Genomic DNA, 4,269 nt, shown 5'->3' on the forward strand with positions numbered 1-4,269 from the left:
GAACATTTGGCTTATCTTGACAATAATCTTAGGATTCTTTATAATTCGATGTAATCATTACATTAAAAAAACGTCGCATAGGATTAGTAATAAATGCGATTCATGGATAGAGAGGCAGCGGGTGGTGGAAGCTGCTCATGATGTATTTATGAACTCACCTATAAGTTGCAGAGGTGAAATGAGTAACTTCTGCCGTAAATCTGCGTTAAAGATGGAAAGTGAGCATAATTGCTAATTTGGGTGGTACCGCGGGAATATAAGCCTCTCGTCCCTATCTTTGGGATGAGTGGCTTTTTTTGGCAGATAAGAAAGGATAAATCCTTTCTTACTGCATAAGTGCAACTAAGGTTGTCACTGAAAGGCTCGGTGACAATCAAGTTTTCTAATATAAAATAATCAGCACCATGTTGCATGAAGGAGGTCACAGCATGAGTTATCATCATGCAGAGATTGAAAAGAAATGGCAGGAATATTGGGATAAACATAAAACGTTTAAAGCGGATACGTATTCCGATAAAGAAAAATTCTATGCATTAGATATGTTTCCTTATCCGTCTGGTTCAGGGCTTCATGTCGGTCATCCAGAGGGGTATACGGCAACGGATATTATTTCGCGGATGAAAAGGATGCAAGGATACGAGGTGCTTCACCCAATGGGGTGGGACGCATTTGGTTTACCAGCTGAGCAATATGCCTTGGACACTGGAAATAGCCCGGCGGAATTTACAGAACAAAATATTGCTACATTTAAACGTCAAATTAAAGAACTAGGTTTCTCTTATGATTGGGATAGAGAAATTAATACGACGGATCCGAACTATTATAAGTGGACCCAGTGGATTTTTACAAAGTTGTATGAAAAAGGGCTTGCGTATATTGATGAAGTGCCAGTGAACTGGTGTCCAGCACTCGGAACGGTTCTCGCTAACGAAGAAGTTATTGACGGGAAAAGTGAACGTGGTGGTCATCCGGTTATTCGTAAACCGATGAAGCAGTGGATGCTTCGTATTACTGCTTATGCGGATCGTTTGCTTGAAGATCTGGAAGAGTTGGATTGGCCAGAGAGTTTAAAAGAAATGCAACGAAATTGGATCGGTCGTTCGGAGGGAGCGGAAGTAACCTTCACGATTGATGGGCATGATAAAGATTTCACCGTTTTTACAACCCGTCCGGATACACTGTTCGGCGCAACGTATACAGTACTTGCTCCAGAACACCCTTTCGTTAAAGAGATTACAACCGCAGAACAAAAGGACGCAGTTGAAGGATATCTTCATGAGGTGGAGACGAAATCCGAACTGGAAAGAACCGATTTGGCGAAAGATAAAACCGGAGTATTCACGGGAGCCTATGCCATTAACCCTGCTAACAATAAAAAAGTACCGATCTGGGTAGCGGACTATGTATTGATGTCTTACGGTACTGGGGCGATTATGGCGGTTCCTGGGCATGATGAACGGGACTATGAATTTGCGACAGAATTCGATCTTCCCATCATTGAAGTCGTAAGTGGTGGAGATATGACGAAAGAGGCGTATGCTGGCGATGGCCCCCATATCAATTCTGGATTTTTAAATGGACTGCATACCGAAGAAGCAATTACGAAGATGATCGACTGGCTCACTCGAAATGGTAAGGGTGAGAAGAAAATCACTTACCGTCTTCGCGATTGGCTCTTTGCAAGGCAGCGTTACTGGGGTGAACCAATTCCAATTATCCATTGGGAAGATGGTTCAATGACGGCTGTTCCTGAGGAAGAACTTCCATTGGAATTACCTGTTATTAAGGAAATCAAACCATCTGGTACAGGTGAGTCTCCATTAGCGAATGCGGAAGATTGGGTGAATGTTGTTGATCCAGAAACCGGAATGAAAGGTCGTCGTGAAACGAATACGATGCCCCAATGGGCAGGAAGCAGCTGGTATTTCTTACGGTATATCGATCCGGATAACACAGAAGCGTTAGCAGATCCGGAGGCACTTAAAGAATGGTTGCCGGTTGATTTATATATTGGAGGAGCGGAGCACGCGGTATTACACTTGCTCTATGCGAGATTCTGGCATAAGTTTTTATACGATATTGGTGTCGTACCTACGAAAGAGCCGTTCCAAAAGCTATATAATCAAGGGATGATTCTTGGAGAAGGTAATGAGAAGATGAGTAAATCGAAAGGGAATGTCGTAAACCCTGATGATATCGTTCACTCACATGGTGCTGATACGCTAAGACTATATGAAATGTTTATGGGGCCACTAGATGCTTCTGTTGCCTGGTCTACTACTGGACTTGACGGCGCACGACGTTTCTTGGACCGAGTGTGGCGCATGTTCATCAATGAGGATGGAAGTTTGACAGATAAAGTTACGGAAGGGTCAAATGAGAAATTAGATAAGGTTTATCATGAAACGGTTAAAAAAGTTACCATAGATTATGATAATCTGCATTTTAATACGGCGATTTCTCAATTAATGGTATTTACGAATGAGGCTTATAAAGTCGACCAGATACCAAAAGAGTATGCGGAAGGCTTTGTTAAATTACTTTATCCGATTGCACCTCATATGGGAGAAGAACTCTGGGATAGATTAGGTAACCCTGGTACGATAACGTATGAAGCATGGCCGGCATTTGATGAGAGTAAGCTTGTAGAAGATGAAATTGAAATCGTCCTGCAGGTAATGGGTAAAGTCCGTTCGAAGGCAAATGTATCAAGAGACGCTTCAAAAGAAGAACTTGAGCAATTAGCATTAGCAGATGAAAAGATCCAAGAATGGACCCGTGGGAAGACAGTTCGGAAAGTAATTGTTGTCCCTGGTAAACTAGTTAATATTGTTGCTAATTAATAGAAGGAAAAAGCTTTCTCTTCCTACTTGAAAAGGAGAGAAAGCTTTTTTGTTATTTAATGATTACTTCACCTTGCCAGTCGAGCATACCACCTATCATGTTTGAAACATTGAAACCTTGTTCTTTCATATATAATGCGGCGTTCATACTTCTTCCACCCGAACGGCATACTAAGATATATTCTTTTGACCGATCAAGTGAATCTGTTGCTTTTGGTATTTGTTTCAAAGGGATATGGAGTGCCCCTTCAATTATTCCGTTTGCAATTTCCTCATCTTCTCTTACATCGATAAGGACGACGTCTTGTTCTTTTATTAGCATTTCTTCTACTTCAGTTGTGCTTATTTCTTTAATTTGATCCATCAAAATTATCCTTCCTATTAACGATTTCTATTTCACGCTATATTTTACTTTGTTCATGCATAGCTTGCAATCAAGATACACAAGCTAGCAAATGACAATATACGAAAAGAGGAATCCGTATGCGATTATTTATTTATCTTTTTATCGTGCCGATTATGATTTTTCAAACCATTGAAGTAGCGGCAAATGAAGTTGAACCAGTTCTCATCTCGACATATGAAGAGGATGTAACTGGAGATGGTAAGCTTGAAACAATTAAGCTGTATGGCGTTCATTTTAGTCCGGATTCCGTATATTACAAAGATATTTTTGCGATTATCACATCGGAGTCCGAAGAATGGCGAATTGATTATCAAGGTGGATATGACCCAACTATTCAGTTTATCGACTTGAATCACGATAATGTTCCAGATATCTTCTATCAAAGTCCTACAGGAGGAAGCGGTGGGTTGTACACATCAAAACTTGACACACTTGCTCGTAGTGAATTGGAATCAATCCCTTTACCGGAGCAAGACTATATAAAAGGATATTTTGAAGACGGATTTCAGGCTGTAATTGAACTCGCTTTGAATGCAGAACCTATTCTAGTAGATGTAGCGGATCGGAAAGATGATTACATTAGACTGGGAATATTTGATGAAGAAGGCAAACTTCTTCAAGAAACACCCCTTATGATTGATCCGATTGCCTTTTTTGAACCTGTCGAAATTAGTGACCGCAATGGTTATGGACTGAAAAGTTTTAAGCAGATAAGCGGAGCCTATCACGCCGATCAGTTAGGTGTAGTTGAGACACTTTGGTACTACGAAGACGGCAAGTGGATAGCATTACAGGTCGATTGGAAAGGGGCTGGAGAATACGACGCGGCTAAATTCTATTAAAAAACATGTATTATCATGTAAGAAAAGTGTTTTTGTTGTTGACAATCATAAAAGGCTATGCTAAGATATAAGTCCAAGGTTAATTCCTTGTAAACAACATTTAATAAATGAAATTAATTGTTGACACAGAGTTATCTTGTGTGTTATATTTATAAAGTCGCCTTTTTGAGGTGAACGA

Annotated in this window: 3 protein-coding genes and 1 other annotated feature; of the genes, 2 read left to right on the plus strand and 1 reads right to left on the minus strand. The window is 40.4% G+C overall.

All coding sequences use genetic code 11. The annotated features are described in order from the left end of the window. Positions 1 to 64: 64 nt before the first annotated feature. Positions 65 to 276: a binding site (T-box leader), on the plus strand. A 152-nt stretch (positions 277 to 428) separates the two neighbouring features. Continuing rightward, the gene (gene leuS / locus SPD53_RS19485) at positions 429 to 2,843 is read left to right on the plus strand and encodes a leucine--tRNA ligase (RefSeq protein WP_156855561.1); all 2,415 of its coding nucleotides are present in this window, start codon (positions 429 to 431) and stop codon (positions 2,841 to 2,843) included. A 52-nt stretch (positions 2,844 to 2,895) separates the two neighbouring features. Here leuS and SPD53_RS19490 read toward each other — a convergent pair whose 3' ends face one another. Then, positions 2,896 to 3,207 (minus strand): rhodanese-like domain-containing protein, encoded by a 312-nt coding sequence (locus tag SPD53_RS19490; protein ID WP_156855664.1) that lies wholly within the window; start codon positions 3,205 to 3,207, stop codon positions 2,896 to 2,898. 119 nt (positions 3,208 to 3,326) lie between these two features. Between SPD53_RS19490 and SPD53_RS19495 the strand changes: the two genes are divergently transcribed. Then, positions 3,327 to 4,091: a hypothetical protein gene (locus SPD53_RS19495; RefSeq protein ID WP_156855560.1), complete on the plus strand. Its 765-nt coding sequence runs from the start codon at positions 3,327 to 3,329 to the stop codon at positions 4,089 to 4,091. Positions 4,092 to 4,269 lie beyond the last annotated feature (178 nt).

The organism is Oceanobacillus sp. MO10714A (assembly GCF_037072045.1).
Lineage (GTDB): Bacteria > Bacillota > Bacilli > Bacillales > Amphibacillaceae > Oceanobacillus > Oceanobacillus indicireducens.

Bases quoted from the DNA above. Each gene is read 5' to 3' on its own strand.
- leuS (WP_156855561.1), top strand. From the start codon at position 429: ATGAGTTATCATCATGCAGAGATTGAAAAGAAATGGCAGGAATATTGG.
- SPD53_RS19490 (WP_156855664.1), bottom strand. From the start codon at position 3,207: ATGGATCAAATTAAAGAAATAAGCACAACTGAAGTAGAAGAAATGCTA.
- SPD53_RS19495 (WP_156855560.1), top strand. From the start codon at position 3,327: ATGCGATTATTTATTTATCTTTTTATCGTGCCGATTATGATTTTTCAA.